Source organism: Qipengyuania sp. CAU 1752, assembly GCF_054482615.1.
The window spans coordinates 1,219,705-1,245,942 of record NZ_JBTLRE010000001.1; the positions used below are offsets into that span (position 1 = coordinate 1,219,705).

The 26,238-nt window shown below is 62.1% G+C and carries 19 protein-coding genes and 1 riboswitch; of the genes, 11 read left to right on the plus strand and 8 right to left on the minus strand.

Annotated features, from left to right (window positions below; translation table 11 throughout):
• Nucleotides 1-2: 2 nt before the first annotated feature.
• The 6 genes from ACXYL9_RS06045 to ACXYL9_RS06070 form a co-directional block, all read right to left on the minus strand.
• Entirely contained in the window at nt 3-2,855 is a 2,853-nt protein-coding gene (locus ACXYL9_RS06045) for a 2-oxoglutarate dehydrogenase E1 component (protein ID WP_459038684.1), read from the minus strand.
• Nucleotides 2,856-2,956: 101 nt separating this feature from the next.
• The gene (gene sucD, locus ACXYL9_RS06050) at nt 2,957-3,847 is read right to left on the minus strand and encodes a succinate--CoA ligase subunit alpha (protein WP_459038685.1); all 891 of its coding nucleotides are present in this window, start codon (nt 3,845-3,847) and stop codon (nt 2,957-2,959) included.
• A 41-nt stretch (nt 3,848-3,888) separates the two neighbouring features.
• Nucleotides 3,889-4,851, minus strand: coding sequence for a malate dehydrogenase (gene mdh, locus ACXYL9_RS06055; RefSeq protein WP_459038686.1), 963 nt, complete (start codon nt 4,849-4,851; stop codon nt 3,889-3,891).
• 289 nt (nt 4,852-5,140) lie between these two features.
• Entirely contained in the window at nt 5,141-7,069 is a 1,929-nt protein-coding gene (locus ACXYL9_RS06060; RefSeq protein ID WP_459038687.1) for a putative bifunctional diguanylate cyclase/phosphodiesterase, read from the minus strand.
• Nucleotides 7,070-7,226: 157 nt separating this feature from the next.
• Entirely contained in the window at nt 7,227-7,538 is a 312-nt protein-coding gene (locus ACXYL9_RS06065; RefSeq protein ID WP_459038688.1) for a hypothetical protein, read from the minus strand.
• 140 nt (nt 7,539-7,678) lie between these two features.
• Complete coding sequence (locus ACXYL9_RS06070) at nt 7,679-8,815, minus strand: cell wall hydrolase (RefSeq protein WP_459038689.1); 1,137 nt, start codon at nt 8,813-8,815, stop codon at nt 7,679-7,681.
• Nucleotides 8,816-9,016: 201 nt separating this feature from the next.
• Nucleotides 9,017-9,225: riboswitch (cobalamin riboswitch) on the plus strand.
• Nucleotides 9,226-9,329: 104 nt separating this feature from the next.
• Between ACXYL9_RS06070 and ACXYL9_RS06075 the strand changes: the two genes are divergently transcribed.
• The 6 genes from ACXYL9_RS06075 to ACXYL9_RS06100 all read left to right on the plus strand — a co-directional run bounded on the left by ACXYL9_RS06075 (nt 9,330) and on the right by ACXYL9_RS06100 (nt 15,576).
• On the plus strand, nt 9,330-11,189 hold the full coding sequence (locus ACXYL9_RS06075) for a TonB-dependent receptor plug domain-containing protein (RefSeq protein ID WP_459039865.1): 1,860 nt from the start codon (nt 9,330-9,332) through the stop codon (nt 11,187-11,189).
• Between the two features lie 26 nt (nt 11,190-11,215).
• Nucleotides 11,216-11,995, plus strand: a complete 780-nt coding sequence (locus ACXYL9_RS06080; protein WP_459038690.1) for an ABC transporter substrate-binding protein — start codon at nt 11,216-11,218, stop codon at nt 11,993-11,995.
• On the plus strand, nt 11,992-12,957 hold the full coding sequence (locus tag ACXYL9_RS06085) for a FecCD family ABC transporter permease (RefSeq protein WP_459038691.1): 966 nt from the start codon (nt 11,992-11,994) through the stop codon (nt 12,955-12,957). The genes ACXYL9_RS06080 and ACXYL9_RS06085 overlap by 4 nt, the downstream gene beginning before the upstream one ends.
• The gene (locus tag ACXYL9_RS06090; RefSeq protein WP_459038692.1) at nt 12,954-13,682 is read left to right on the plus strand and encodes an ABC transporter ATP-binding protein; all 729 of its coding nucleotides are present in this window, start codon (nt 12,954-12,956) and stop codon (nt 13,680-13,682) included. Before ACXYL9_RS06085 ends, ACXYL9_RS06090 begins: the two co-directional genes overlap by 4 nt.
• Before the next feature lie 66 nt (nt 13,683-13,748).
• On the plus strand, nt 13,749-14,540 hold the full coding sequence (locus ACXYL9_RS06095) for an N-acetylmuramidase domain-containing protein (RefSeq protein ID WP_459038693.1): 792 nt from the start codon (nt 13,749-13,751) through the stop codon (nt 14,538-14,540).
• Between the two features lie 40 nt (nt 14,541-14,580).
• Entirely contained in the window at nt 14,581-15,576 is a 996-nt protein-coding gene (locus ACXYL9_RS06100; protein ID WP_459038694.1) for a hypothetical protein, read from the plus strand.
• Nucleotides 15,577-15,646: 70 nt separating this feature from the next.
• Here the strand turns inward: ACXYL9_RS06100 and ACXYL9_RS06105 are convergent, their stop codons facing one another.
• Together ACXYL9_RS06105 and ACXYL9_RS06110 are read right to left on the minus strand one after the other, a co-directional pair.
• Nucleotides 15,647-17,914, minus strand: coding sequence for a M3 family metallopeptidase (locus tag ACXYL9_RS06105; protein WP_459039866.1), 2,268 nt, complete (start codon nt 17,912-17,914; stop codon nt 15,647-15,649).
• 131 nt (nt 17,915-18,045) lie between these two features.
• Nucleotides 18,046-18,921: a lysozyme gene (locus ACXYL9_RS06110; protein ID WP_459038695.1), complete on the minus strand. Its 876-nt coding sequence runs from the start codon at nt 18,919-18,921 to the stop codon at nt 18,046-18,048.
• 306 nt (nt 18,922-19,227) lie between these two features.
• On the opposite strand from ACXYL9_RS06110, the gene uvrA reads away from it, so the two are divergent.
• The 5 genes from uvrA (at nt 19,228) to ACXYL9_RS06135 (ending at nt 26,237) form a co-directional block, all read left to right on the plus strand.
• Nucleotides 19,228-22,155 carry an excinuclease ABC subunit UvrA gene (gene uvrA, locus ACXYL9_RS06115; protein WP_459038696.1) on the plus strand — a complete coding sequence of 976 codons (2,928 nt, stop codon included), beginning with the start codon at nt 19,228-19,230 and terminating at the stop codon, nt 22,153-22,155.
• 85 nt (nt 22,156-22,240) lie between these two features.
• A complete protein-coding gene (locus ACXYL9_RS06120; protein WP_459038697.1) occupies nt 22,241-22,558 on the plus strand; it encodes a hypothetical protein in 318 nt (105 codons plus the stop codon).
• 221 nt (nt 22,559-22,779) lie between these two features.
• Complete coding sequence (locus tag ACXYL9_RS06125; protein WP_459038698.1) at nt 22,780-24,576, plus strand: hypothetical protein; 1,797 nt, start codon at nt 22,780-22,782, stop codon at nt 24,574-24,576.
• Between the two features lie 345 nt (nt 24,577-24,921).
• Nucleotides 24,922-25,527, plus strand: coding sequence for a hypothetical protein (locus ACXYL9_RS06130; protein WP_459038699.1), 606 nt, complete (start codon nt 24,922-24,924; stop codon nt 25,525-25,527).
• 62 nt (nt 25,528-25,589) lie between these two features.
• Nucleotides 25,590-26,237: a type VI secretion system tube protein Hcp gene (locus ACXYL9_RS06135; protein WP_459038700.1), complete on the plus strand. Its 648-nt coding sequence runs from the start codon at nt 25,590-25,592 to the stop codon at nt 26,235-26,237.
• The last annotated feature ends 1 nt before the right edge of the window (nt 26,238 follow it).

The following is a 26,238-nucleotide window of genomic DNA, read 5'->3' on the forward strand; positions in this document are numbered from 1 at the left end:
CCTCAGCCCTTCTTGGACTTGCCGGGGCGGGTGATGGTGACTTTGGCCGTCTGGCCAACATTGGAAAGGTCGAGCGCGAGACTAACCAGCGCTTCCTGCTGCGCTTGGTGGCGGCTGGCGAAACCGGTGGCGGGCGAGGCCGCGACTTCGCGCCCGGCATAGATCGGGCGCAAATCGTGGCCGGCATCGCGCGCCGCCTGCTCGATCAGGCGATCGACGAAGAACCAGGCACCGTTGTTCTTCGGCTCTTCCTGGCACCAGACGATTTCCTTCAAATTCTTCAACTTCTTGAGCCGCGCCGTCAGGGGTTCACCGGGGAAGGGATAAAGCTGCTCGATACGGACGATCGAGATGTCCTCGATACCTTCCTCGTCTCGCTTCTGCATCAGGTCGTAGGCGACTTTGCCGCTGCACAGCACCAGCCGGCGCACGTCCTTGTCGGCAATTTCGGTCGTGTCCGACTTGATGCGCATGAAGTGATGGTCGCCCATGAACTCTTCCGCCGTGCTCTTTGCAAGCGGGTGTCGCAGCAGGCTCTTGGGCGTGGTGATGACCAGTGGCTTGCGGAACGGGCGCAGCATCTGGCGGCGCAGGACGTGGAAATAATTGGCCGGCGTGGTGATGTTACAGACCTGGATGTTGTCGTTCGCGCACAATTGCAGGAACCGCTCGAGCCGGGCCGAGCTGTGTTCCGGCCCCTGGCCCTCATATCCATGCGGCAACAGCAGCACGAGGCCATTGGCCCGCAGCCACTTGACCTCGCCAGCGGCGATGAACTGGTCGATCATGATCTGAGCGCCGTTGACGAAGTCGCCGAACTGCGCCTCCCACAACACCAGCGTCTTGGGGTCGGCAAGAGCAAAGCCGTATTCGAAACCGAGCACGCCGTATTCGCTCAAGGGGCTGTCATAGACTTCGAACTTGCCGTGCGGCAGGTGGACCAGCGGGATGTATTTGTGCTCGTCCTTCTGGTCGACCCAGACTGCGTGACGCTGGCTGAAGGTGCCGCGGCCCGAATCCTGGCCCGACAGGCGTACGCCGAACCCTTCGGTTACCAGGCTGCCGAAGGCGAGCGCCTCGGCGGTGGCCCAATCGAAGCCTTCGCCCTTGTCGAACATCTCGCGCTTTGCATCGAGCACCCGCAGCAGGGTCTTGTGCGGGGTCAAATCGTCGGGGACAGTGGTCAGTTTCTGGCCGAGGCTGTCGAACAGCTTGGGCGCAATCGCGGTCTCGACATTGCGCCGCGCGGTTTCGGGGTCCGCCGGCTTGTTGAGGCCGGCCCAGCGGCCACCAAACCAATCGGCTTCATTGGCCTTGTAGCTTTGCGATGCCGCGAATTCCTCGTCGAGCTGGGCGATAAATTCTTCGCGCAGTTGCGCGGCGGTGCCGTTTTCGATCACACCCTGCTGCTGCAGCGTTTCGGCATAGATTTCGCTCACCCGCGGGTGCTTACGAATGGCGGCATACATCAGCGGCTGGGTGAAGCTGGGTTCGTCGCCCTCGTTGTGGCCAAAGCGGCGATAGCACCACATGTCGATGACGATATCGCGCTTGAACTTCTGGCGATATTCGACAGCCAGCTTGCAAGCGAAGGTGACGGCTTCGGGATCGTCGCCGTTGACGTGCAGGATCGGGGCCTGGATGCCCTTGGCAACATCGGACGGATAAGGGGACGATCTGGCGAATTTTGGGCTGGTCGTAAAACCGATCTGGTTATTGATAATGAAGTGAATGCAGCCACCGGTGTTGTATCCAGCGACCCCGGAGAAGGCGAGGCACTCCCACACGATGCCCTGGCCGGCGAAGGCGGCGTCGCCATGCAGCAGCACCGGCAGCACCTGCTCATGCGCGGCGAGATCTTCGCGCATCGCTTGCTGCGCGCGGACCTTGCCCAGCACCACCGGGTTGACCGCCTCGAGATGGCTGGGGTTGGGGACCAGCGACATGTGCACCTTGATGCCGTCAAATTCGCGGTCGGTGCTGGTGCCGAGGTGGTATTTGACGTCGCCCGAACCGCCGACATCGTCGGGATTGGAGCTGCCGCCGGAAAATTCGTGGAAGATCACCCGGTACGGCTTGGCCATTACATTGGCGAGGACGTTGAGCCGCCCGCGATGCGCCATGCCATAGACGATTTCGCGCACGCCCTGCGCGCCACCGTATTTGATCACTGCTTCGAGTGCCGGGATCATGGCTTCGCCGCCATCAAGGCCGAACCGCTTGGTGCCGACATATTTCTTGCCGAGGAATTTCTCGTATTCCTCGCCGCGGATCACCGCCTGCAGGATCGCCCGCTTGCCTTCGGGCGTGAACTGGATGGTCTCTTCGGGCTTCTCGAACTTGTCCTGCAGGAACCGGCGTTCCTCGGTGTCCGAGATGTGCATGTATTCGAGGCCGACATGACCGCAATAGGTCTTGCGCAGCGCGGCATAGAGATCGCCGACGGTGAGCCATTCGAACCCGAACACCCCGCCGACATAGACTTCCTTGTCTTCCTGCCCGTCGAAACCGTGCCATTCCAGCGTGAGGTCTTCGGGCTCGTCACGGTGCGACAGGCCGAGCGGGTCGAGGTTGGCCGCCAGGTGTCCGCGTACGCGGTAGAGGCGGACCAGCAGCATCGCGCGGATCGAATCGTCGGCCGCCTGTTCGATCGCCTTGGGATCGGCCGGCTTGCCGGCCTTGGCCGAAGCCTGTGCCACAGCCGCCTGCATCTGCGTGGGGTCGAGCGCCGCAGTCAGGTCAGCGCCGGAATCGACGACCTCCGCCAGCCAGCGCGGATTGCCCCAGCTGGGCCCTTCTTGCGGGCCCTCCTGGTCGCCCATTTCGGGCAGGAAATCGTGGCTCTCGTTACCCATCGCGGGGTTACCTTTCGCACCGGCGCATGTGCCGGCTGGATGTATTCAAAACGCATGTCGGCGGGAAAGCTCCCCCAACGGGGCACAGTCCCGCCATTGCGTCAGGCGTTTTCCTTCAGCATCGCGTCGAGCGTGGTGCCGAGTTCGCTGGGCGAGGGCGAGACGCGGATGCCCGCATCTTCCATCGCTGCAATCTTGTCGTCGGCGCCGCCCTTGCCACCCGAAACGATAGCGCCGGCATGACCCATCCGGCGGCCCGGAGGGGCGGTGAGACCGGCAATGAAGCCGACCATCGGCTTGCGGCGACCCTTGGCGGCCTCCTGCTTGATGAACTCGGCCGCTTCTTCTTCGGCGCTGCCGCCGATTTCACCGATCATGATGATGCTTTTGGTATCATCATCGTCGAGGAACAGGTCGAGCACGTCGATGAAATTGGTGCCGTTGACCGGGTCGCCGCCAATGCCGACGGCAGTGGTCTGACCGAGGCCGACCATCGTGGTCTGGTGCACGGCTTCATAGGTCAGCGTGCCCGAGCGGCTGACAACGCCGACGCTGCCCTTCTTGAAGATAGAGCCGGGCATGATGCCGATCTTGCATTCTTCCGGAGTCAGGACGCCGGGGCAATTGGGGCCGATCAGGCGCGACTTCGATCCTTCGAGCGCGGCCTTGACCTTGACCATGTCGAGCACCGGGATGCCTTCGGTGATGCAGACGATCAGTTCCATCTCGGCATCGATCGCCTCGCAGATCGCATCGGCGGCGAAGGGCGGGGGGACGTAGATGCACGAAGCGGTCGCGCCGGTTTCGGCCCGGGCTTCGCGCACGGTATCGAAATTGGGCAGGCCGATATGGGTCGTGCCGCCTTTTCCCGGCGTCACACCCGCCACCATCTGCGTTCCGTAGTCGAGCGCCTGCTGCGTGTGGAAAGTGCCGGTGTCGCCGGTCATGCCTTGCGTGATGACCTTGGTGTCTTTGTTTACGAGAATGGCCATGCGTGCCTCTCCTTTATCAATGAAATTGCAGGTGAGGGCGCTCAGCTCAGCGAGCTATCCAGCCCTTTGCAGGCTTCGAGCAGTTCTTCGACTGCGTCGACACTGACCTGGAAGCCCTTCCTGGCTTCGTCGTCCAGTTCGATCTCGACGATCCGCTCGACGCCATTGGCGCCGATCACGATGGGTACGCCGACATACAAGCCGTCGACGCCATACTGGCCTTCGAGATAGGCGGCGCAGGGCAGGACGCGCTTCTTGTCCTTGAGATAGCTCTCGGCCATCTGGATGGCGCTGGTAGCGGGCGCGTAATAGGCGCTGCCGTTGCCCAGCAGGCCGACGATTTCGCCGCCACCCTTGCGAGTGCGGTCGACAATCGCGTCCATCTTTTCCTGCGTCGACCAGCCCATTTTGATGAGGTCTGGCACGGGAATGCCGGCAACGGTCGAATACTCGAGGATCGGCACCATGGTGTCGCCGTGGCCGCCGAGCACGAAGGCGGTGACGTCTTCCATCGACACGTCGAATTCGTCGGCGAGGAAGTGGCGGAAGCGCGCGGAGTCGAGCACGCCAGCCATGCCGACGACCTTATTGTGCGGCAGGCCGGAGAATTCACGCAGCGCCCAGACCATCGCGTCGAGCGGGTTGGTGATGCAGATCACGAAGGCGTCGGGCGCGTTGGCCTTGATGCCTTCGCCCACGGCCTTCATCACCTTGAGGTTGATGCCGAGCAAGTCGTCGCGGCTCATGCCGGGCTTGCGCGGGACGCCGGCGGTGACGATCACCACGTCAGCTCCGGCGATATCCTTGTAGTCGCTGGTGCCCTTCAGGTTGGCGTCGAAGCCTTCGACCGGGCCAGCCTGCGACAGGTCGAGTGCCTTGCCCGCGGGCATTCCTTCGGCGATGTCGAACAGGACGACGTCGCCCATTTCCTTCATCGCTGCGAGGTGGGCGAGGGTTCCGCCGATCATGCCGGCGCCGACGAGGGCGATCTTGTTGCGGGCCATAGGGGGTGAATGCCTTTCCGAACGCGCGGGACCGCAGTGGCTCTATCCAAGTGGCGCGCACTCGCGTCCCGCGAGGAAGCCGCGCCTGGAAAACTCGGTTAGCGGACTAGGCCTGTGGAAGGGTGATTGCAACCGGCAAAACCGGCTCGCCTCCGACTATCTTTGCAAATAGTTCGCATTTGCAACAAGAGGGGTTGTGAAGTTTGCGTGGCAGCATTCGGCTGCCCGTGCGTATGGTTCAGCGTTCGAAAGTGGCCCGGGTTCCCGCTTCAGCTGGACTGGGGGAAGTTCAGCCGACCTTGCGCAGCGCGCCATCCTCGCTCTCGCGCTCCTGCGCCAGCAACATGGCCGCCAGGTAATCGGGCACTGCCCGGCTGAAGTAGAAGCCCTGGCCGAGCGTACAGCCGGCTTCGCGTACGGCGCGGACCTGTTCGATCTCTTCCAGACCTTCGGCCACGATCGACATGTCGAGCCGCGCGCCCATTTCGGCGACGGCGCGAATGATAGCTTCGGTCTTCTTGCCGACCGTAGGACCGGAGACGAAGCTGCGATCGACCTTGATCTTCGAGAAGGGATACTTGTTGATGTAACCGAGCGAGGAATAGCCGGTGCCGAAATCGTCAAGCGCAAAGCGGACACCCTTGGCCGAAAGCTCGGCGATGAACAGTTCGGTCGCCTCGCTATCGTCGACGAACAGGCTTTCGGTCACTTCCAATTCGAGCCGTTCAGGGGCTAGATTGGCCTCGCGCAGGGCGTTGAGTATGCCGAGCGATGCACCAGGCGCCTTGATCTGCAATGGCGAGAGGTTGACCGCGAGAGTGACATCTTCGGGCCATTGCGCTGCAGCCTTGGCGGCTTGCACGGTGATCCAGTTACCGAGCGTGACGATCAGTCCGCTGTCCTCGGCCACGGGGATGAACTCGTCCGGTCGCAATTCGCCCTTTTCCGGGTGGAACCAGCGCACCAGCGCTTCGAATGTCTTGATCTTGCCGGTTTCGAGATCGACGATCGGCTGGAAGAAGATCGACAACTCGTCCTTTTGAATTGCTGCGCGCAACTCGGCCTCGATCTCGCGCTTGCGCGCCAGGTTACGGCTCATGGAACTGTCGTAGAAGCAGGTCTGTTTCCGCCCGTTGACCTTGGCGTGATACAGCGCCAGGTCGGCATTCTGCATCAGCATCTCGGCATCAGCGCCGTCCTCCGGCCACAAGGCGACACCGATCGAGGCGGCCACTTCCAGGCGATCACCCTGAATGCGGATCGGGCGCATCAGGTCGGCATGGACTTCGCTTGCCAGCCGTTCGGCTTCCTTGCGGTCTGCGACCGGTGAAACGACAGTGAACTCGTCGCCGCCAAAGCGTGCGACCACTGCTTCCTTGGGCATGAGTTCGCAGATCCGCTGGGCGGTTTCCTGCAACACCTTGTCGCCAACCTGATGGCCGAGCAGGTCATTGACTTCCTTGAAGCGGTCCAGATCGAGCCAGAAAACTGCAATAGTAGAAGCCTTGCCCGTGCTATCCATCACATCGGCAAAGCGTTGATTGAGGCCGGCGCGGTTGAGCAGGCCGGTCACCACGTCGGTATGGGCGAGCGTTTCCATCTTGCGCGCCAGCCGTTCGCTTTCTTCGGCAGAGGCGATCGATTCCCGCAGCACCTTGTGGACGTTGTGAGTAATCGAAGCCATTGCCGGAGCAACCAGCAGGATGGTCACCGCGAGCACCAGGAATGGCGGCGAAGCCATGTAAAGACAGGCGATGAAAACCGGCAGGAAAGTAAGCGCCATCTGGCCGTTTGCGATGAACGGAGCGCCGGCGTTGCGCGCGCTAACCCCGACCCCGTAACAAAGGGCACAGGAAACGATCAACACTTCGATCGATGCGCCCGGATGGTACACAATCGTCATCGCAGCGATCAGGCCGTAGAGTCCGGCATAGGTAAATGCGCCGACTTCGTAGACCAGGACCAGTTTGCGGGTGGTGGCTGTGCTGTTCTCGCGCGAAAGGCGCGATGCCGTCAGGAAACGGGCCGCGCCAATCAGGCTGAAGAGCACAACGAAGGCGGTGTAAAAACCGTCGCCGATCATCCAAGCTGCCAGGGTGGTCGCGACGATCCCGTTGATCGCGCCGACTGCCAGGCTGGTGGGCTGGGTATAGAGCGTGCGCACCAGCGTCCGGCGAACGCGGGCGCTAATCGGGTCGCGTCCGAGCCTTCGGGCCATGCGCCTGTGCAGCGAATTTATGAGGGAGAGTCCCGACATATTCCTTGGGCCTAGGGCCTAAGGGTCACGATATCGTTAACGCTGTGGTTACTATAGACGCAGGCGGTATCGCAGCCGCGGCTGGCCGATCCAATCGTCTCAAATGTCAGGCCGACGTTCAGTCGGCGCGGCGGCGGTCCAGCTCTTCGGCCATGCGCCGATCAAGCGTGCGACAGATGCCGAGCCACCAGTCGTAGGACTGGCGGTCACCCGCAAAGAATGCCTGTTCGGCCTGCGAGCGGGCTTCGAGTGCTGCGCCCATTCCGTGCTGGGCAAAGTGCCGCAATGCGGATTGCAGCATCACGTCGTGCCCCTGCTTTTCTTCGGGGCAAGTGTTGTCATTGGCCGCACGAGCGATCGAGCGGCGCGTGAAGGCGCGCGCCAGTGGCGAACGGGTGACTGTACGCGCGGCAGCGAAATGCAGGGTCATGTGACGGGTGCGTCCTGGTTTTGTGTTTTTCTGTTCACACCTGATAGGTCAAACCCTTGAAGGCTTTGCTCATTCACAGGGTAACGAGGACGTTAAGATTTGCGCCGGGCCAGACTGCTCGACCGTGCCGGGCAGGCGGATCAGGGTTGCTCTTTCCACTGGCCCGCACGGGCGAATTCATCGCGCACTGTGCCCGATTGCGGAAGCTTTTCGGCCCGGAACTGGGCATCGCCGCCAGCCGCTTCGATCGCCGGCGTATAGCGCGGTGCCGCAGCTCTGGTCGTGAGCGATCCGGCGGCCTTGCTGCGCGCCTCTTCAAAGGATCGCGCAAGCGCGGCCGGGTCCAGGGCATCGCCCGCACTCTCCGTCTCTGCAGTGCGTGCCCGCGGACGCGGCAGTGGTTCGCCACCGATATAGGTGGTGGAAAATGCGCTCGGTTTGCCCGCTGCGCCGCGCCAGCGATAAAAGCGATGCGCGCCGATCGTGCCGATGAAATCGAGGCTCGGGGCCCAGTAGGGGCTGACCCAGGTGGTATGATAATGCGTGGCGAAGCCGACCGGCGCGTAGACATCGCCAGCCAGCGCTTCACGCGCGACCCGCATGGCGCGGGCCCAGGCGGTGGTCGACGGCTTGCGTGCTAGCGACCCGTCGCAGGTGAAACTGAACTGGCAGCCAGTGCTGCGTTCTGATCCCTGATAGACCACGCCGCACACGCTGCGCGGATAGGTCGGATGGGCAACGCGGTTGAGCACGACTTGGGCCACTGCCTTCTGGCCGCCGATGCTCTCGCTGGCCGCTTCGTAATAGACCGCGCTGGCCAGGCACTGCAGGGCGCGCGCCATGTCGAGGCCGCTGCCGCCTGCGCCAAAGGCTCGCGCTGCCGGTCCGGCGTCGCGCACTTCGACGGCGCGGGACGGGTCACCGCTCATCACTTCCAGCGGGTTATAGAACTGGCCGCCCGCATCGTCGCCAACCGGCTTCCGGTCGATATCGAACGCGAGACGCGGTGCATCTTCGAGATAATAGAAGGCCGAGCCGGGGAAACTCATGCCCGCCTGCTCGAACGGCATAGCCTGAGGTGTCGCTGCGCGGGTGGCGGCTTCTGCCGCATCCCCGAAGGGGGTCCATTGTGCCGGTGCGGCGAAGGCAGGAAAAGTTACCGCCGCCGCGAGCGCCACCAAAGCTTTGCTCCGTTTGCCCGCGAACAGCGCGCGCAGCCCGCGCCGACGACGCTGGAAAGCGAAGCGAGGCGGTTGCGGGGCAGGCGAATTGTTCAAGCAGTATTCCCTTGGTGAAGGAGGTTGTGGGCAGGCTCGTTCATAGACTGCGCGGACGGCAGCGACGATGCCCATGGGTGCCTGCGTCCTATCGCGGAACACTCTGCAAGACGGCGTTAAAACCGGTGCCTAAGTGCAGGTTAACGCGGCATCGGCGCGGGGGCCGGGGATTGCGCAAGGGCTGGCACGGCAGTAAGGGCGCATTCACGTCATGGGTGCCGGCGCAAGCCGGCCTAAGAGGGAACGGGGTAATCGCACCTGCCGACAGGCAAACGTGCAAAAGCCCCGGCTGCCCCCGCAACTGTGACCGGGGAGCGAGCGGCCCACGCAATGCCACTGCGACAAGCGGGAAGGCGGGCTGCGAGCACTGATCCGGGAGCCAGGAGACCTGCCCGTGCGTGTCGCTTTGGCTGCGAGCGGGGTGTCTCGTGGCAATGGCCGATGGGCTGCGCACTCCCGCGCCGCTCCGTCATGGGCGACAGTGGCTTGTGATGGAGAATTTGTGCGTAAATACGTGTTCTTGAGCTCTTGTGCGGCGCTGGCTGCGCCCCTTTCTGCGCAGGAGGCCGCCAAGGTTCCGGTCATCACCGTGACCGCCACCGGCACCCCGGTAGAACTGGAAGACACCGGCCAGCCGGTCACCATCATCTCCCGCGAGGAAATCGAGCAGGTCCAGGGCCCCGATCTGACCCGCGTGCTGCAGCGCGTGCCGGGAGTGACCTTCAGCCGCAATGGCGGAGTAGGCGGCTTTACCGGCGTGCGCGTGCGCGGGGCCGAGGCCGAGCAATTGCTGGTGCTAGTGGACGGAGTGCGGGCGGGCGATCCGGCTTCGCCAGCGGGCGGGTTCGATTTTGGCAACCTCCTGCCCGGCACGATCGACCAGATCGACCTGTTGCGCGGGGCAAATTCGACCGTTTGGGGCAGCGATGCCATCGCCGGGGTGCTGGCGATAAAGACCCGCTCGACCAGCGGCGTCGAAGGCAGTGCCGAATATGGCGAAGGCGACAGTTTCAACGCCAACCTTGCCGGCAGCATCGAAAGCGAAGCTGCGTTCCTGAGCCTGGCAGGCGGTTACTACACCTCGGATGGCTTCTCCTCGGCAGCAAACGGGACCGAGGACGATGGCTTCGAGCAGTTCGCCCTGACCGCGCGCGGGCGGGTCTTCCTGACGGCCACGACCGAGGTTTTCGCTAGCGGCCGCTTTGCCGAGGGCACGCTAGAGATCGACGGTTTCCCGGCCCCCGCGTTCTCGCTGGCCGACACGCCCGAATACCAGGATACCACGCAATATTCCGGCGCGCTGGGCCTGCTGCACGATAGCGGTCCTCTCTACATCCAGGCGGCTTACAGCTTCGCCGATACCGAGCGGGCCAATTTCGACCCGAGTTTCGATACCGCGCCCGGCTTCACCAGCGATGGTCACTCGGACCGGATCGAGATGAAGGGTGAATACCGCGTCATCGGCCCGCTGCTGGTCAATTTCGGGGCCGATGCCGAGTGGACGAGCCTGGAGACCAATTTCACCGCCCGCCAGGACACCCGGATTCTCGGCGGATACGTCCAGGCCGGGATCGAATTTGGGGCACTCTCAGCACATCTGGGTGTGCGACAGGATGATCACGCACGCTTTGGCGGCGCGACGAGTTTTGGCGCAGATATCAGCTATGAAATCGCCCCCGAACTGCGGCTGAAGGCGAGCATTGGCGAAGGTTTCAAGGCGCCGAGCCTGTTCCAGCTGTTCTCCGATTTCGGCAATACGCTTCTTCGGCCCGAGGAAAGCACCAGCTTCGACCTCGGTCTCGCCTGGCGCGATCGCGGTGCGCCGACCTATGCCGGGGTGACGCTGTTCAGGCGCGACAGCGACGACTTGATCCAGTTTGCCAGCTGCTTCGGCGAGACCGGCGGGATCTGCACCGGGCGGCCTTTCGGCACCTATGACAATATCGCTGCGGCGCGGGCGCAGGGGTTCGAGATTGAAGCCGGCACGACCGTGTCAGACGCGGTCCGCCTGCGAGGGGTTTACAGCTTCGTCGATGCCGACGATCGCGCGAGCGGCAACCGGCTGGCCCGTCGACCGCGTCATGCCGCGACCCTTTCGGCCGACTGGAGCACCGGGCTGGAGTTACGTCCGGACATCAAAGGCCTCTCCATCGGTGCTGATCTGAGGCTGGTCGGTAGTGCGTTTGACGATGCCATCAACAGCGTCCGGATCGCGCCCTACGAAGTGCTCGACCTGCGCGCATCTCTCCCACTCGGCAAGAAAATCGAACTGTTCGCGCGGGTCGAGAATGTATTTGGTGCCAACTATCAGACGGCGGCAGGATATGCCCAGGCCGGGCGGGGCGCGTTCGGCGGAGTGAGGTTCGATTTTTGAGAAAGGCGGCGATCCTTTGCGCCGCCATGCTGTCAGCTTGCGCAGCCCCGCAGGCCCCGCAGGCCCCGCAGCAGCGCGTCGCCGCGCCCACGATTGTCAGCCTCAACCCATGCGCTGACGCGATCCTGGCTGAGATGGCGCAACCCGGCCAATTGCTCGCGATCAGCCATTACAGCCAGGACCCCGCATCGACTTCGATGGACCTAGACCTGGCGCGGCGTTTCGCTGTTACCGGCGGAACAGTGGAAGAGGTGCTGGCGCTTGACCCCGACATCGTAGTCGGATCGAGCTTCATGGCGCCGTCAACCCGGGCCGCGTTCGAGCGGTTTGGTATCGCCGTCGAAGCACTCGGTATTGCGACCAACGTTGCCGATAGCCAGGCGCAAATCCGCCAACTCGCCGAGGTGGCAGGCCGTCCGCAAGCAGGTGAGCTTCTCATCGCACGCATCGATTCTGCCCTCGCACGCACCGCTGCCAACGGTCCGTCCCTATCCGCCGTCCTGTGGCAACCGGGCGGGATCGTACCGGGCGAAGGCGCGCTGGTGAGCGAGTTGATGGTGCATGCAGGCTTTGCCAGCCACAGCGCTGCGCGCGGGCTTCATCAGGCGGATTACCTTTCGCTGGAGAATATGCTGGCCGATCCGCCGCAGGTGCTGCTGGTTGCCGGACAGGAGCGCGCGCAGGCGCATCCCGCGCTCGCTGCACTGGGAGATATGAGCACGGCGCGCTTCGATGCGAACCTGCTCTATTGCGGCGGCCCGACGATCATCCGCGCGCTTGACCGGCTGGCGGAGATACGCGGGTGAACCGCGCCGTGCTCGTCTTCCTCGCGCTGCTCGCGCTGGCATTGCCGTTTTCGCTGCTGGCAGGGCGAGTCTGGATCGATCCTTCGACCACCCCCAATGCTCCCGTCATCCTGATGGAATTGCGGCTGCCGCGCGCACTGCTGGCGGTGACGATCGGCGCCGGACTGGGCGCGGCAGGGGCGGCGATGCAGGGTTATTTGCGTAACCCGCTCGCCGATCCCGGCCTGTTCGGCATCGCGCCCGGTGCGGCACTGGGTGCAGTAGCCAGCTTCTGGTTCGGCTACGCAGCAACGCCCTGGCTGCTGCCGCTGTTCGCGCTGGTCGGGGCAGGAACTGCGATGGCGCTGCTGGCGCTGATCGCCGGACGCACCGGCGGCATCGCGCTGTTTACGCTCGCCGGCTTGATGATCGCCAGCCTCGCGGGCGCGCTCACCAGCCTTGCCATCAGTCTTGCGCCAAATGCCTTTGCCATGAGCCAGATAGTCACCTGGCTGATGGGTGCCTTGACCGACCGGAGCTGGCCGGATGTTGCGCTGGCAGCGCCACTGACGCTGCTCGGCATTGCCTTGTTATGGCGCACCGGACGCGGGCTCGACGCGCTGACATTGGGTGAGGCAACCGCGCGTTCGCTGGGTATCGCGCCGGGGCGGTTGCTGGCGCTGCTGGTACTCGGCGTAGGCCTGACCGTGGGTAGCGGTGTCGCAGTGGCCGGGATCATTGGTTTCGTCGGGCTGATCGTCCCCCATCTCGTACGCCCGCTGACCGACCGCAAGCCGTCCAGCCTGCTGTTGCCGAGCGCGCTGGCAGGCGCAGTACTGGTGCTGGTGGCGGACAGCGTGGTCCGCATCCTGCCGCTGGTTACCGAATTGCGGCTCGGCATCGCGCTCAGCCTGTTCGGTGCGCCGTTCTTCCTCTGGCTGTTGCTCCGGATGCGGCGCGGCGATCTGGGGAGGTTGTCATGAAGCTGGCGGCGCACGATGCGACGCTTTCGGGCCGTCTGGCCGCCGTGTCGGCGGCACTGGAGACGGGACAGCTGACCGCCATCTGCGGACCCAACGGTGCCGGCAAGTCCAGCCTTCTCGCGGCGCTCGCGGGACTGCTGCCGCTCGATGCGGGCCGGGTAACGCTGGGCGATGCGCCGCTCGACAGCCTCGCCGCGCGCGAACGGGCGCGGGCGATCGGATATCTGCCGCAGGATGGCGAGGTGGCGTGGGATGTTGCCGTGCGCAGCCTAGTAGCGCTGGGTCGCCTCCCCCATGGCGATCGGGGCGAGCAGGAGGTCGCGTCGGCGTTAAGGGCGCTCGATCTGGAGTCGCTGGCGGAGCGGCCAGTCTCGACCCTGTCAGGTGGCGAGCGGTCGCGCGCCTTGCTGGCGCGGGTGCTGGCCGGACGGCCGCAATGGATCCTCGCCGACGAGCCATTGGCGGCGCTCGACCTTGCGCATCAGCAGCGCCTGTTGCGCGAGTTTCGCGCACAGGCCGATGCGGGTGCCGGGGTGGTCATGGTGGTGCATGACCTGGCCCTGGCCGCCAATCATGCCGATCGCGTGGTAGTGCTGGACAAAGGGCGGGTGGTCGTAAGCGGATCGCCGAAGGATGCCTTGGCATCCGCCGTCCTGCGCGAGATCTGGCAAGTCGAGGCGCGATGGGTCGGACCGCAAGGCACGCAGTCTCTGCAAATTGGTTAGCAATATAGGTTTCCTACAACCTATATGGTGAATTATGGCCGCGACCCACCCGAGCCGGAGCGTACAATGGTCGACCATGATATCGACGTCTTCATTTCACCCGATCCTACCCCTCTTGGACAAGCCGATTTCGATCGCGCGGCGCGGACGCTCGATTGCCAAGAGGCCGCGATCAGGGCGGTGATCGAGGTCGAGAGCCTGGGCAGTGGCTTCCAGCGCGATGGTCGCCCTCGGATCCTGTTCGAACGTCATTGTTTCCATCGCGATACCGCTGGACGATGGAGCGGGCTCCATCCCGATATTTCTTCGGCCCGGCCAGGCGGATATCGCGGCGGGCAAGCGGAATACGACCGCCTGGCAAAGGCCATGCTGCTCGATCGCGGTGCGGCTCTGCGCTCTGCCAGTTGGGGCGCATTCCAGATCATGGGCTTCAATCACCGCGTGGTCGGTTTCGACACGGTTGCCGATTTCGTTGCCGCAATGGTCGAAAGCGAGGCGCGCCAACTCGATGCTTTCATCGCCTTTATCCGTTCAAACCAGCTTGACGCGGCGTTGCGTGCGCATGACTGGGCGGCATTTGCGCGTGGGTATAACGGCCGCAACTATCGCACCAACCGATATGATGAGAAGCTGGCTGCAGCTTTTGCCCGTCATGCCGGAGAGAAAATGGCGATGCCGCTGCTTCGACGGGGCGCGCGAGGCAATGCGGTGCAACGTTTGCAGGAACGGCTGGAGGTCACAGTGGACGGCGATTTCGGCCCCGCGACAGAAGCGGCGGTGCGGGCCTTCCAGCGCGCTCGGCACCTGGCTGCCGACGGTATCGTTGGTCCCCGGACCTGGGCATTGCTGGGTAGTTGAACCCGCTTGCGTCGGCAGCGCGATACGCTAGGCGGTCCGCATGACAGACGCCCGCACAATAGCCGCAGATCCTTCCTGGCTGCCGCATCGCATCGACACCTCCACAAGGCAGGTCGAATTCCTTAAGATTGCCCGCGATACGCTGGCCGACACCGGCTTTCTCGCCGATCGTGATCCGCCACCGGAGGAGCGCGCGCTGGTGGGGTGGGACGAGGTTGCTTCGATGCAGCCCGAACAAGGCAATCTGCATTTCATTTTCCACACCGCCTTCTGCCGCTCGACCCTGCTGGTGCGTGCGGTCGACCGCCCCGGCACCGTGGCGGTCCTCAACGAACCTTTCATCATCGCCAGCATGGTCAATGCGGGCGATGACGCAAAGCATCTCGTCGCCCCTTTGCTCGCGCTGCTGGCACGGCCATGGTCTGCGGGCGAGAGCGTAATCGTCAAGCCCACCAACCACGCCAACATGATTATGCCCACGGTGATGCAGCAGCGTCCGCAGGCCAAGGCCGTGCTGATGACCAACGACCTTCCGGTTTTCCTCCGCTCGGTCGCCCGCAAGGGGCTGATGGGGCGGAGCTGGGCGCGCAAGCTGTTCATCGAGTTGCAGAGCTATGCGGCGATGGATTTCGGGCTCGAACCACTCGACAGTTTCGCGCTGACCGATATGCAGGCCGCTGCGCTCGCCTGGTTCCTCAACCAGCGCTATTTCTCCGCGCACCAAGACAATCGGGTGAAAGGCGTTGCTGCCGATCGCTTCCGGCTGCTCGACGGCGATCAGTTCGATGCCGAGCGGGCGCGCACGATCGATGCGATGTTCGCGTTTTTCGACATCTCTGCCGACGATGGCGTAGCGGGCGAGCTGGCCAACGGCCCGGTGTTCGAAAGCCACTCGAAGCTCGGCGGAGCCTTCGCTGGAGACCGCGCGACCGAAGACCCCGTGCTGGCAGAAGAAATCGATCAGGTCGGCCAGTGGGCGGGGGTCATTGCCAAGCAGGCAGGGTTCGATTTTCCACTTAAACAGACGCTGTTCTAGGCCTGCGCCGCGACATGAAAAACCCCGCCGCGTTGCCGCGACGGGGTTTCTCGTTTGCGGTCTTGCCGACTTACTGGCCGGTAGTCTGCGTCGGCAACTGTCCGTCCGAAGCCTCGCTATCCGCAGCCGCACCGGTGGACCCGGCGACCAGGCCGCGGGCCTCCAGCATCGGGGTGACATCGGGCTGACGCCCGGCGAAATTCTGGAACATCTTGAAGTAGTCCATTGTCCCGCCGCGGCTGAGCACGGTCTTGCGATAGTGATCGCCATTGGCGCGCGTCAGCCCGCCGTTGTCGCGGAACCACTTGCGGCTGTCGCGGTCGAGCATCTCGGTCCACAGATAGCTGTAATAGCCGGCCGAATAGCCAGCTGGCGAGCTGAAGATGTGGTTGAAATAGGTGCTGCGATAGCGCGGCGGCACGAGGTCGATCTCGAGCCCCAGTTCCTGCAGCGACTTGCGTTCGAAAGCAGTGACGTTGGCCGGCGTATCGATCGCCGCCGCTTCTTCCGGCGACAACGCGGCCCACTTCATGTCCAGCAGCGCCGCTTCGACGACTTCGCCGAAATCATAGCCCTGGTTGAACTTGCTGGCCGCTTCGATCTTGTCGATCATCGCTTGCGGGATGGTTTCGCCGGTCTTGTAGTGCTTGGCATAGTTGCTCAGCACTTCGGGCCAGGTCGCCCACATCTCGTGGACCTGGCTGGGGTATTCGACGAAATCGCGCGCAGTGGCGGTGCCCGACAGGCTTTCGTAACGCTGGTCGGCGAAGAAGCCGTGCAGCGCGTGGCCGAACTCGTGGAAGGTGGTGTTGACCCAGTCATAGCTGACCAGCTGCGGCTCGCCTTCGGTCGCCTTGGGAATGTTCAGCACGTTGTAGATGACCGGGCCCGTGCCCCACAGGTCGCTTTGGTCGACGAAGTTGCTCATCCACGCCCCGCCACGCTTGGAATCGCGCTGGAACGGGTCGAAATAGAACAGGCCCAGCTCGCTACCATCGGCATCGAACACGGTATAGGTCCACACGTCGGGGTGGTAGACCGGCAGGTCGGTGCGGCGTTCGAAGGTCAGGCCGTACAGCTTCTCGGCCATGTAGAAGACGCCGTCTTCCAGCACCTTGTCGAGCTGGAAGTATTCCATCATCGCATCTTCATCGAGCTCGTAGCGCTCTGACTTGACCTGGTTGGCGAAGCGATACCAGTCCCACGGCTTGACTTCGTAATTGCCGCCCTTGGACTTGATCTGTTCGTTGAGCATGGCTGCCTCGCGCCGCTGGGTGGCGGCGAGGGCGGGGACCATGTCGGTCATAAACTTGAGCGCGGTGGCGGGCTTTTGCGCCATGCGGTCATACATGGTGTAGCTGGCCCAATCCTCCTCGCCGAACAGCGCAGCCTTCTCGGCGCGCAATTTGGCGATCTTGGCGAGATTCATGCGCGTATCGTATTTGGGATTGGTGCCATCGGCACGGTGATAGCTGAGCTTGAACAGCTTCTCGCGCGTCTTGCGGTTTTCCAGGCTCGGCAGCGAGGGCTGCTGCGTCGTGTTCTGCAGCGCAATGGCATATTTGCCAGGGTGGCCTTTCTCCGTCGCCATCTTGGCGGCAGCGGCGATGTCGGCGTCGGACAAGCCCTTGAGCTCGGCCTTGGTATCAACGATCAGCGGCTGTGCGTTGGATGCATCGCGTACCATCTGGCCGAAATCAGTGGTCAGCGTGGACAGCTCGGTGTTGATCGCCTTTACCCGCTCGCGCTGGGCCTCGGTCAGCAAGGCGCCGGCATGGACCATGTTCTTGTAGGTCTCTTCGAGCAGCTTGGCGTCCTCGACCGTCATCGCCATGGCGGCGCGGTTGTCATAGACCGTCTTCACACGGGCAAAGAGTTCGGGGTTGAGCGTAATGCTGTCGCTGTGAGCCGACAACATCGGGCCGACTTCGCGGTTGATCTCGTCGAGCTTGTCGGTGGTATTCGAACCGGTCAGCGCGAAAAACACCCGCGCCACACGGCCGAGCATCCGGCCCGACTTTTCAAGTTCGACGATGGTATTGGCAAAGGTCGGCGCGGCCGGGTTGTCGATGATGGCCTGCACTTCGGCCTTCTGGATTTCCATGCCCTGCTTGAAGGCCGGCATATAGTCGTCTTCGCTGATCTTGGTGAAATCGGGCGCGAGGAAGGGTAGCGAGCTGTCGGCAGCGAAATAGCCGGTGCCGGCGGGGATCTCGGGGCTGTATTGCTCCTGCGCGAGATCGTCTCCAGCGCTCTCCATGCTCTCTCCGTCGGAATAGGTGGCGCAGCCAGCCAGCAGGGCAGCGGCGGCGGTGGTGGCCAGGATATGGGCCTTCATCATTCTCTCCAATGGTTCAATGCGACCAAGCGGCCCGGTCAACCGGAACCGCCTGTTGAGCCGTGTTGTAACTGGGCCCGCTTGAACCTGAGATTGATTGCAATTGCAACCGGGGAAGACACGCGCTTCCTCTAAGCTCTCAGCTCCCGCGGATCGTCATACTCGGCGTCGAGAAAGATATTGGTTCTTCGCTCGCTGCGGTAAACCAGCCCGTTGGCGATGGCGCCGGCGGCGTGGTGGTACTCCAGCTCCTCGGCGAGACGGTCGTAGTCGCGGGATTCAATTGCAGCGGTGAGGCCGGGGCTCTTGTCGGGCGATAGCGTGCCTTCGCCAACGTTAAAGGCGAGGTCGACCAGCGCATCGAACTCGTGCTGGTAGAGCTTCATGTCGCCGACCACTCGGCGCACGACATTCTCTGACAATGCAATGTCCTGTTCGAAGAACTTGAGCGCCCGCTCTTCAGTGATGTGGTCGCCCACTTGCAAGCCATCGCTGGCCAAAAGCAAATGGCCGACACCCACGGTCGGGTATCCCGCAACATCGCGATACACGGTGTAGCGAACGCCTTCTTCCTCGATCATTGCTTGTTTCAGATCGTCGCTTGCTTCGAGCATTGCGGGGGTGACCCGGGTCTCGCTCGGGTTGACCTTCTGGATGGTGGCACTCTGGCGGGCGGCGGTATCGGTATCAATTGCCGCGGTGCTGAGCGTCATCACGCTGGCCGATGCCGCCAGTGCCATCTTGCGCTTGCGCCGTCCTCGCAGCCCGGCACGGATGCGCTGCTGGCGCAACTGGCGGCGAATTCGGCGACGGTCCTGCAGATGCGCAAAGAAAACGCGCGCCCGAGCACGACGGTTGAGCCGCTCCGGCGCTGTACCGGTGGAATTGTTGTCCCTGTTTGTGGGCGCTGTCCAGCGCGACGAACGGGGCGGAGCAGCGCTGCGTGATGCGGGCGTCGAACGGGCGGTGGGGGTGGTACTATCGGTTGGTGTTCTGCCGGGCGGCACGGCGGGGTCCTTTCTCCTGCGAGACCCCGCGAAACCGGTTCGGCGACTGAAAAAAGGCGAGCCAGGCGGGCCTCGTAATGTCCTTCACCCTATCAACGGCTCGCTTGGCTGATCGGTCCACGGTTCATCGTAGCGCAAGCACGGGTTGGGTGTTGCCCCGGGTAATCGGGCCCAAAGGGCGGGTTACTTGACCTACCTTCATGACAATGCGAACATTTGCGGAACATTCGTCTGCCAGCGCGGCGGAGGCGATACCGCCTTCGGCCCTGCTGGACTCTGGTCGCAACAGTCCCCAAGTGAGCCGCCATGGCCTTAACCAAAATTTCCGTCCGCGGTGCCCGCGAGCATAACCTCAAGGGTATCGACATCGACCTGCCGCGCGACGCGTTGATCGTGATCACCGGGCTTTCCGGCTCGGGCAAGTCGAGCCTGGCTTTCGATACCATCTATGCCGAGGGGCAGCGGCGCTATGTCGAGAGCCTGTCTGCCTATGCGCGGCAGTTCCTCGAGATGATGCAGAAGCCTGATGTCGAGCATATCGACGGGTTGTCGCCGGCGATCTCGATCGAGCAAAAGACCACCAGCCGCAACCCGCGCTCGACCGTGGCGACGGTGACCGAGATCTATGACTACATGCGCCTGCTGTGGGCGCGGGTCGGGGTGCCCTACAGCCCTGCGACCGGCGAACCGATCGAGGCTCAGACCGTTTCGAACATGGTCGACCGGGTGATGGAATTGCCCGAAAGCACGCGGCTCTATTTGCTCGCGCCGGTCGTGCGCGGGCGCAAGGGCGAGTATCGCAAGGAGCTGGCCGAGTGGCAGAAGGCCGGCTTCACCCGCGTGCGCATCGATGGGGAGATGTATCCGATCGAGGAAGCGCCCGCGCTCGACAAGAAGTTCAAGCATGACATCGAGGTGGTGGTCGACCGGCTGGCGGTGAAGGAAGGCCTCGAAACGCGCCTTGCCGACAGTTTCGAAACCGCGCTCAAGTTGGCCGAGGGGCTGGCCTATGTCGACCTGGCCGACGGTGTCGTGCCGGGGCGCGAGGATGAAGGCGAGGGTGGAGGACAGATGAAGGGGGCGGGGCTGCCCGCCAACCGCATCGTCTTTTCCGAGAAATTCGCTTGTCCGGTCAGTGGCTTCACCATCGAGGAGATCGAGCCGCGGCTGTTCTCTTTCAACGCGCCGCAGGGTGCCTGCGCGACCTGTGACGGGTTGGGCGAGAAGCAGCTGTTCGACCCGCAGCTCGTCGTCCCCAACGAAGGGCTGACCCTGAAACAGGGCGCGGTGGTGCCATGGGCCAAGTCCAACCCGCCGTCGCCCTATTACATGCAGGTGCTGTCGAGCCTGGCGAAAGCCTATGATTTCGACCTGACGACGCCGTGGAACGAGCTCGCGCCGGAACAGCGCGACGTCATCCTGCACGGGACCAAGGGCAAGGCCGTGCCGCTCACCTTCAAGGACGGGCGCAAGCAATACACCGTGACCAAGCCGTTCGAGGGCGTGATCGGCAACCTCAACCGCCGCCTGCGCCAGACCGAGAGCGCTTGGATGCGCGAGGAGCTGTCGAAGTTCCAGGCCGCGCAGCCGTGCGAGAGCTGCGGCGGCAAGCGATTGAACGACAAGGCGCTGGCGGTGAAGGTCGCCGGCACCGATATTGCCGCGCCGGTGCAGATGAGCGTGTCCGATGCCAGGGAATGGTTCCTGGCGCTCGAGGCCAAGCTGGGCACCCAGCAACAGCAGATCGCCCGCGCCATCCTGAAGGAAATCAACGAGCGGCTGGGCTTCCTCGACAATGTCGGGCTGGATTACCTCAATCTCGACCGCACCAGCGGCACGCTGAGCGGCGGCGAGAGCCAGCGCATCCGGCTCGCCAGCCAGATCGGCAGCGGGCTGTCGGGCGTGCTGTATGTGCTCGACGAGCCGAGCATCGGCCTGCACCAGCGAGACAACGACCGGCTGCTGGAAACATTGAAGCGCCTGCGCGACCTTGGCAACACGGTGATCGTGGTCGAGCATGACGAGGATGCCATCCGCCAGGCCGACCATGTCGTTGACCTTGGCCCCGGCGCCGGCGTGCGGGGGGGCGAGATCGTGGCGCAGGGCACGCTCAAGCAGGTGCTCAAGGCGAAGAACTCGCTCACCGCCGACTACCTCACCGGGCGGCGCGAGATCGCGGTTCCGGCCAGGCGGCGCAAGGGCAATGGCCACAAGCTGACGGTCCACGGCGCGCGGGCCAACAACCTCGACAATGTCACCGCCAGCATCCCGCTCGGCACCTTCACCTGCATCACCGGCGTTTCGGGCAGCGGCAAGTCGAGCTTCACCATCGACACGCTCTACGCCTCGGCCGCGCGCACGTTGAACGGCGCGCGGGTGATCGCGGGCGCGCATGACAAGGTCACCGGCCTGCAATATTGCGACAAGGTGATCGAGATCGACCAGTCGCCGATCGGCCGCACCCCGCGCAGCAACCCGGCCACCTATACCGGCGCCTTCACCAATATCCGTGACTGGTTCGCCGGCCTGCCCGAAAGCCAGGCCCGCGGGTACAAGCCGGGACGCTTCAGCTTCAACGTCAAGGGCGGCCGCTGCGAGGCCTGCACCGGCGACGGGCTGATCAAGATCGAGATGCACTTCCTGCCCGATGTCTATGTCACCTGCGAGGAATGCGGCGGCAAACGCTACAACCGCGAAACGCTGGAGGTGAAGTTCAAGGGCCTCTCAATCGCCGACGTGCTCGACATGACGATCGAGGACGCGGAGGAGTTCTTCAAGGCCGTGCCGCCCATCCGTGACAAGATGCACATGCTCAACGAAGTGGGGCTGGGCTACGTCAAGGTCGGCCAGCAGGCGACCACGCTGTCGGGCGGCGAGGCGCAGCGGGTCAAGCTGGCCAAGGAACTGGCCAAGCGCAGCACCGGGCAGACGCTCTATATCCTCGACGAGCCGACCACCGGCCTGCACTTCGAAGACGTGCGCAAGCTGCTGGAGGTGCTCCACCGGCTGGTCGAGCAGGGCAATTCGGTGGTGGTGATCGAGCACAATCTCGATGTCATCAAGACTGCCGACTGGGTGATGGACCTGGGGCCGGGCGGCGGCGTGCGCGGCGGGCGGATCGTGGCCGAGGGCACGCCCGAGGCGGTGGCCAAGGTCAAGGCCAGCTACACCGGACACTATCTCGCCCCCATGCTCGAACGCGCCGCCGAAAGGCAGACCGAAGCCGCCGAATAGGCTCAGCCGCCATATCCCCCCGATTTGACCTTGCCCCCGCGCGGGCTAGGATCGCCACGGTGTCTCGCAAGGGGGGAGAATGGGCATGATGAAATTCCTGGTGATGCTGGTGGTCGGCGTGATCGCCTTCCTGGTCGCCTTTGCCTTCACCGCGCGCGACGAGATTGCCGATGAAGTCTCCGTGCGGAGCGCCAACAGCTTTTCCGAGCGCTGCGTCGCCCGCTTCACCCGCGCCGCGCCCGATCCCTCGCGCGCGGCCGAGATTTGCGGCTGCATGGAAACCCAGTTCGCCGCCCGCGGCATCGAGCTCACCGACGCCTTCACCGGCAACCTGCAAGAGATGCGGGATATCACGCGGGCGTGTGCTGGGGGGGGTAGGGTGATGATCGCAATTCATCACTAATTCTTCACTATCGAGAGCGCTGGCGTTGTTGCGGCTTGAGTTGCGCGTATCGCGAACAAAATGAGAATTACAATAATGCTCAGTTTGTTTTCATTGATCATTAAATTATAGAAAAATCGTAATTCAAATCTGTCGTAAGGCATAGATTGAATATTCTACCCATTGCAAATGCCATCACCCATCTATAGTTCGATCGAACAAGGTAATCAATTGGAGGCCGCATGCCTGAGAATTTAACGCAAGAAGCAATGGAGGTCAGGCGTGGAGCAGACGATGTCCGCGAGCAGTTTGAAAGGCTGCTGCGCAGCGGAAACCCCTCGATATTTGACCTGTCATATGCGGTGAAGAGCCGGGTTAAGGATGACTTTAAAATAGAAGAGAAAGTAAGAAAAAAAAGGTCCACAGATAAACCACATTATAAGACGAAAGATATTCGTGATATCGTTGGAATAAGAATTGTAACACTTTATAGATTAGATATTTTATCTATTATTCCAAATTTATTGAAGTTAATAGCCGAGCACAGCGGAGGCGATGAATCTAGGTTTTTTCTAGATAATCCCATCGAAGAGGTTAAGGTTTATTCGATAAATTCAGAATCAGACGTACAAAAACTCGGTGAAAGAATTAGGTCCATGTTTAATTTTCACGGGTTCTCGGAGCGCTGTTTAGTAGAGACGGAGAGGGGTAATTATTCTTCTCTGCATATAGTTCTTTGGACCAGAACGAAATATGCCAAAGGATACGTTGAGGTTCCAGTCGAGATACAAATTCGAACAGCACTGGAGGATGTATGGTCAGAAATGGACCATCAACTGAAGTATAAGCGGGAAACTAAAAGTAATACGGGTACTAAAACTGAGGCAATGATTTCAAATTGTCTTGCACACCTTAATGTATTGAAGACGCTAAATGACGGTCTCGCGCAATACGGGGACCAAGTAAAAATTCAAATTGATGAATTGGATGAGAGTATTAAAAGGCGATCGCGTATCCGCTTGGCCGAAGAGCCTGAGCGGAGGTTGATTAACCATGAAACTTACGAGGGCGAGGTAAAAGAGAGAATTAGAGACATTCTTGGGCGTTCAAGAGAGGCTCTTAGTGATGAGAATAACTCTCTTTACAAAAGCACCAAAAAAATTGCCGACTTCCAAATAAGCAGAGAGATTATAGAGAAAGGCGAGGTTGATCTGCGCGAGGTCCCAATGGACGATAATTTGAGGTTGGAAGTCGAGTATGTGTTGGCTATGGAAAAAGCACTTCTTCTTTACGAAATTGGTCGCAGGCTTGGCGCGTCAGCTGGCAACGAATATTTAGTCGAGTCGCACGCTATATACCAGAAGATGTATGACTCCAATCCTGCTCGAGGAATTATCGCATATCGATTGGCGAGGGTTCTTTATGAGTTAAACGATCGCGAACAGGCTAGGCTCACGATGAAGAATTTGCTGGATAATTTTGAGCGTACAGACCTTCAGGAGAATCATTGGGTGCATGCTTCAGCGAATCGAATTCTTGGTTATTGGCTTTGGAATGACGTCAGGCGTGTGGGCTCTGACCTTAGCAAACCACTTGGTGAGGATGAGCGTTCCGTAGCTGTTGCGTCCGCTGTTTACTCGGCAAAAGCTAGTGAAATTACTGTTTCTGATAAGTCGCAGCCAAACGAATATCCACATGAATCTGATCGCGTGATGGCGCAAAGCAACCTGCTTTTTTTCGTGGTTGAGTTTCTGGAGGCTGGAGGTGAATGGGCTGAATTAGAGCAAGCTGGCATCTCAAACGAGAGATTCGCCACTGCACTTGCTGAAGTTTCGCAGTTCGATGAGTCCGACAACGTGGATTATCATAAGCTTAACACGTTGCGACGAGTATACTTGTTTCAAGAGGATATCGAGCAGGCAAAACGCTATGCGAGGTTGGCGATTGCGAATTTGGAGGCTGCTGGCTATCTAGACCGTGGATCGGATAACGAGCCGGAATATGTTCTGCGTGAGTGTGTGAAAACAATCTCACTTTGATCCTCATTTCGAATTTGGGGACCTTTGGGGCTTGCAGGAAGTTACAGCAAGTGCCACCTAATAACCGTCCATTCAGGTTCTAAGGTTCAAGAATGGCATTATCAACGAGGGAGCGAGAAATGAATCATCTAACTCTAGTTCGCAAGAATTTGGCGGTAAAACCAGAGCCCTACACCGACGACTGAGATTGTGTTCATGTATCTCGTAAAGGCCCGGATTTCCGGGCCTTTATTTTTTTGCGTGCAAGGACCTCGTGGGGGAACCCATGTGGAGTTTGTATTTCCTACAGGGACCCACTCGTTCTAGATGCTTTCGTCCACTTCCCCACATAGGAACCCGGACCGCATGACAGCCCTCGTCCCCCACGACACCTTCACCGACACCACCGCCACCTCGGCGCAGGGGCATCACACTGTCCTCACAGCCTCGCGCCAGGCGGACTTTCTCGCTAGCCTCTCGCTGTCGGGCAATGTCCGGCTCGCCTGCCGCGCGGCCTGTGTCTCGCCGCAGACGGCCTATCGCGCGCGGCGCATGTCCAGCGGCTTTGCGCTGGCGTGGGATGCGGCGCTGGTGGCGGCGCGCAGTGCGGCGGAGGAGGTGCTGGCGGATCGCGCCATCAACGGGGTGGAGGAGGCGGTGTTCTATCACGGCGAGGAGATCGCGCGGCGGCGGCGCTTCGATTCTCGCCTGTTGCTGGCGCATCTCGCCCGGCTCGACCGGATGGCCGAGCGGGTCGATGTCCGCGCCACCCTGCCGCTGCTCGACGCGAAGATCGAGCGGCTTCGCCGGGGCGAGAGCCTGCCCGATGCGCCACCGGAAATTTCTCCCCAGGACCCTGTTCCATGTGTTCCATCCTGTAGGACTTGCGGGGCCGAAATGGACGAGGTGGCGGATGATCTCGCGCTGCGCGATTGCAGCAATTGCTACGACATGGGCCGGGTGCGCGATTAGGCGCGACTCCGGTTTCGGGTGTATGGTCCGCGCCGGGTCGCCACTTTTGAGAGGAGACCGAGATGCGAGAAGCTATCATACGCGCCCTTCGCTTTGCGCTCGGCACGGCGCTCGCCGCCTTGACGCTGGGCCTGGCGGCTCCTGCGTTGGCGACGGATTACTACCTCAAGATGGAAGGCGTCGAAGGCGAGGCGCAGAGCCACGAACGCGCCGATACCATCGAAGTCCTGTCATGGTCATGGGGCGAAGAACCGCAGACCTGGTCGGTCGAACGCGAGATGAAGGAAAGCGGCGTAAAGGGCGGCAATGCCGAGACCACATGGAAGATAGAGAAGGGCGAGAAGGCCGCCGGTCCAGCCGAAGCGCGGCGGGGCAAGAAGGGCTATATCGCACCCAAATATAACCCCGGAGAGGCTACCTCCGCTTCGCAGGCCGACCCCGACCGCCCGCTGATCACCGGCCGGATCTATAACGCAGGGGCCGCGCAGGAACTTCGCTCGCGCCCCGACAGCGACGGTGCCGGCATGATACGCCTGTTGGTCCGGGCCGGCAGCTGCCATCGCGGCGCGCGCTATCGCACCGCCACCATCGGCACCCATGACGGGGTCCGCACGCTGCATGACGTGACGGTCACCTCGTGCATCGCGCAAGAGGATGTCGCCGACCGGCCGACCGAAGAGATCGCGCTCATTTACGAGAGGATCGAATAAC

Excerpts from the sequence above, each read along its gene's own strand:
- mdh (WP_459038686.1), bottom strand. The coding sequence starts at position 4,851 with ATGGCCCGCAACAAGATCGCCCTCGTCGGCGCCGGCATGATCGGCGGA.
- ACXYL9_RS06045 (WP_459038684.1), bottom strand. The coding sequence starts at position 2,855 with ATGGGTAACGAGAGCCACGATTTCCTGCCCGAAATGGGCGACCAGGAG.
- uvrA (WP_459038696.1), top strand. The coding sequence starts at position 19,228 with ATGGCCTTAACCAAAATTTCCGTCCGCGGTGCCCGCGAGCATAACCTC.
- ACXYL9_RS06090 (WP_459038692.1), top strand. The coding sequence starts at position 12,954 with ATGAAGCTGGCGGCGCACGATGCGACGCTTTCGGGCCGTCTGGCCGCC.
- ACXYL9_RS06130 (WP_459038699.1), top strand. The coding sequence starts at position 24,922 with ATGACAGCCCTCGTCCCCCACGACACCTTCACCGACACCACCGCCACC.
- ACXYL9_RS06100 (WP_459038694.1), top strand. The coding sequence starts at position 14,581 with ATGACAGACGCCCGCACAATAGCCGCAGATCCTTCCTGGCTGCCGCAT.
- ACXYL9_RS06135 (WP_459038700.1), top strand. The coding sequence starts at position 25,590 with ATGCGAGAAGCTATCATACGCGCCCTTCGCTTTGCGCTCGGCACGGCG.
- ACXYL9_RS06105 (WP_459039866.1), bottom strand. The coding sequence starts at position 17,914 with ATGAAGGCCCATATCCTGGCCACCACCGCCGCCGCTGCCCTGCTGGCT.
- sucD (WP_459038685.1), bottom strand. The coding sequence starts at position 3,847 with ATGGCCATTCTCGTAAACAAAGACACCAAGGTCATCACGCAAGGCATG.
- ACXYL9_RS06080 (WP_459038690.1), top strand. The coding sequence starts at position 11,216 with ATGCTGTCAGCTTGCGCAGCCCCGCAGGCCCCGCAGGCCCCGCAGCAG.
- ACXYL9_RS06065 (WP_459038688.1), bottom strand. The coding sequence starts at position 7,538 with ATGACCCTGCATTTCGCTGCCGCGCGTACAGTCACCCGTTCGCCACTG.
- ACXYL9_RS06120 (WP_459038697.1), top strand. The coding sequence starts at position 22,241 with ATGATGAAATTCCTGGTGATGCTGGTGGTCGGCGTGATCGCCTTCCTG.
- ACXYL9_RS06095 (WP_459038693.1), top strand. The coding sequence starts at position 13,749 with ATGGTCGACCATGATATCGACGTCTTCATTTCACCCGATCCTACCCCT.
- ACXYL9_RS06125 (WP_459038698.1), top strand. The coding sequence starts at position 22,780 with ATGCCTGAGAATTTAACGCAAGAAGCAATGGAGGTCAGGCGTGGAGCA.
- ACXYL9_RS06060 (WP_459038687.1), bottom strand. The coding sequence starts at position 7,069 with ATGGCCCGAAGGCTCGGACGCGACCCGATTAGCGCCCGCGTTCGCCGG.